This window comes from Cellulosimicrobium composti, assembly GCF_009711085.1.
GTDB lineage: Bacteria > Actinomycetota > Actinomycetes > Actinomycetales > Cellulomonadaceae > Cellulosimicrobium > Cellulosimicrobium composti.
This window is the reverse complement of the sequence record NZ_WMKA01000099.1, coordinates 1-1,830: the sequence shown is the minus strand read 5'-3', so window position 1 is coordinate 1,830 and position 1,830 is coordinate 1. Positions and strand designations below refer to the sequence as shown.

Annotated in this window: 2 protein-coding genes; both read right to left on the bottom strand. The window is 67.2% G+C overall.

The genetic code is table 11. From position 1 onward, the window contains the following. Positions 1-45: 45 nt before the first annotated feature. Positions 46-735 carry a YqeB family protein gene (locus GJV82_RS19100; protein WP_006901567.1) on the bottom strand — a complete coding sequence of 230 codons (690 nt, stop codon included), beginning with the start codon at positions 733-735 and terminating at the stop codon, positions 46-48. After that, the gene (locus GJV82_RS19095; protein ID WP_006901568.1) at positions 728-1,342 is read right to left on the bottom strand and encodes a TetR/AcrR family transcriptional regulator; all 615 of its coding nucleotides are present in this window, start codon (positions 1,340-1,342) and stop codon (positions 728-730) included. The genes GJV82_RS19100 and GJV82_RS19095 overlap by 8 nt, the downstream gene beginning before the upstream one ends. Positions 1,343-1,830 lie beyond the last annotated feature (488 nt).

Sequence of the window (1,830 nt, the reverse complement as noted above, 5' to 3'; positions counted from 1 at the left end):
GTCAGTTCCGAGCCTCCACTGAACCCGGGGCGCAACAACTGGCTACTACTCGCCGCGCCCGATGACCCGGTACTGCTGGGCGCCGTGGCGGTCGCGTACGGCGATGCCGAGGTTGCGGAGTTCGTCTCGGGCGTCCTCGGCGGCGCCGGGACGCTTGTCGGCCAGCGCACGTTGCCGGGCTCGCAGGAGGTCGTGCGTGCGGGCATCCAGCAGCCCGCTGCCGTCGACCCAGGTGGCGAAAGCGTGGTCGTGGGGGTCTCGTGTTCCTTGCCAGGGGTAGTCGAAGCGTTCGAAGGCGTCGCGCAGCCTGTCGACGAGCACCTTGTCGGTATTGACGCGCAGCAGCTCGTTCGTGGCGCTGTCGGTGACGATAAGGTCGCGACCGTCGGTGAACACACCGCCGATGCGTTCACGAGCGACGTAGCGGTTGCTCCCGGCACGGTGCACCGTCACTCCCTCGGGAGTGGTTGTGATGGTGCCGTTCTCCTTCTGCCACTCTTTGGCGAACCAGAACCCGACACCAAGCCCAGCCAGAGTGAGTACCGGGATCGCCCAGACCAGGGGCAGGCCCGCAGCCAAGCGCAGCGGACCGGGTGCGTCACCGGCGAGCCCGAGCAGCCAGGTCACGAGCGGTCCGATGACGAAGGCGGCGCCGAAGCCGAGCAGTGCGCCTGCCGCGTGCATGCCGACGATCCATCGCCGTGGGATCGATACGTTGACGGTGTTCTCAGCCATTAGGTTCCTCCTGGCGGCCTTGCGGAGGGTTGAGGTAACCCAGCACGGTGCGGTGCAACTCGATATGTGGGGAGTGCCCTGGACGGGCGTTGAGATAGGTCGCATCGACGATGGCCTGCAACCAGGCCGCCGTCTCGGTGGCGTCCAGGTCCGGGTCGATGGCTCCCTCGGTGATCCCGCGAGAGATCAGCGCGGCCAGGCCCTCACGTAGGACGTTTGCGGTGCGCCCCACCACGGCGAGCAGCTCGGGGTCATCGCCAGCGCGGCGTAGCAGCTCGATCAGCATGCCCGAGGCCGACGGGTCGGCGGCGTCTCGGGCCAGGGCGTCGAGTACGTCCAAGATCGCCGTCACCGGGTCGGGCGCTTCGACATGACGGGCGATCAACGCCTCGGCGGCAGGCAGGTCACGCTCGAACACCGCCCGGAACAAGGAAGCCTTGTCCTCGAAGTAGTAGAAGACACTGGCCGGACTCGTGCCGACCGCTTTGGCGACCTCCGCGACGCTCGTGCGGTCATAGCCCTGAGCGGCGAACAGACGGCCAGCCTCCACGGCGATCTGCTCCCGCTTCTGCGCGATCCGCTCCGGATCAGCTCGTCTCGGCACCATTCTCCAATCATTACCTGACCAGTCAGTCAAAGAATACGATGGGGGCATGACTCAGGACAACCCACCTGCCGGCTGTGGGGTCCACGTCAAGCAACGCGGTGCCGGCGTAACGCCGCGCTCGCCGCCACGGCGGGCCGGTACGTCACATGCCCACCGCGGACTCAGGGAGTCTGGTCAGGGGTCAGCGGGATCCAGGAGGACAATCCGAGCAGCGCGTGACCGAGCACCGTGGCACTGCGGGCTCGAAAGATCGACGTAAGCTCACCCGCCAACCGCGGCTTCTTTTGGTCGTGCTCATCGGTTCGCAGCGCATTGACACCGGCGGCTCGGATGTCGGCCAGCCACCGGCGACTACTCCGTCACCGACCTCCTCGCAGAAGTCACCGCACGGGGCCTGACCACCGTGGCGACGCCGAAGCGACCCTCCGGGCCGGTAGGGCGCTCGACGTTCGGGGCTGCTGCACGGATCTGTGACATCTCAGATCGCT

What these genes read in the sequence shown, in the direction of transcription:
- GJV82_RS19100 (WP_006901567.1), bottom strand. Translation starts at nt 735, where the DNA reads ATGGCTGAGAACACCGTCAACGTATCGATCCCACGGCGATGGATCGTC.
- GJV82_RS19095 (WP_006901568.1), bottom strand. Translation starts at nt 1,342, where the DNA reads ATGGTGCCGAGACGAGCTGATCCGGAGCGGATCGCGCAGAAGCGGGAG.